The organism is Vibrio sp. 1562, assembly GCF_033340155.1.
Classification (GTDB): Bacteria; Pseudomonadota; Gammaproteobacteria; order Enterobacterales; family Vibrionaceae; genus Vibrio; species Vibrio alginolyticus.
Window position 1 is genome coordinate 1 of sequence record NZ_JAWOVY010000362.1, and the last position, 693, is coordinate 693.

Genomic DNA, 693 nt, shown 5'->3' on the forward strand with positions numbered 1-693 from the left:
TAGGTCGCCAAGGGTCTGCGACTGATTTCATCCAAAACAGGATCGCCCATGACCACCTGCTGACTAACATCAGCAAATAGTGAGCCCTTATCCATCATGACGCGCTGAAGATACAGATAGGCTCTGACATTCTCACTCGTTGGCTCATCAATTGCCTTGTCCATAAACGATTGCATATGCTCTCGGAACCATGCGGCACTGAGGGGCTTTAGTTCGCTCTGAATCGACTCTGCCGCACCAGATTCCGGCTTAATAAGCTCTTCAGCCTCCGCTGGCTCAGGAATGACCTGATACCAAAACCAGCCTTCCTGACCACGCTGATAGAATTGCCCATCACTAGCACGGGCGGGCAAGATGAATAGAAAGAGAATAATGATTGGGATGGTCACCCATAGGATGAACCAAGGTAACAAAGGGGTTCTCATTGTCAGCTCCAGAAAATTTCACAGAGCTAACATGCTAAAGAACGCCGTTAAGGTGATTGACCAGATAGATGAAGGAATTGTGTGTGTTTCTGACTAGCTGTTGTGACCAGTAACAGTAACAACAGCTAAATTTAACGAGCCAAATTTATGATTGGACCGCTTTGAGCGATAAGTGGTCGGTCAGATGAACTCGTTTTTGTCGAGTAGACGACACTTGTTACCAAGTGCCGCCCCTCTAAGAACCGTACGTGCAACTTTCACTGCATAC

The 693-nt window shown here is 47.3% G+C and carries 1 protein-coding gene; it reads right to left on the bottom strand.

Features of this window, described 5'->3' with window-relative positions:
- Positions 1–425, bottom strand: a 425-nt coding sequence (gene traF / locus R7Z49_RS25190) for a conjugal transfer protein TraF (protein ID WP_318112413.1), incomplete at its 3' end; no start/stop codon positions are given.
- Positions 426–693: the final 268 nt, after the last annotated feature.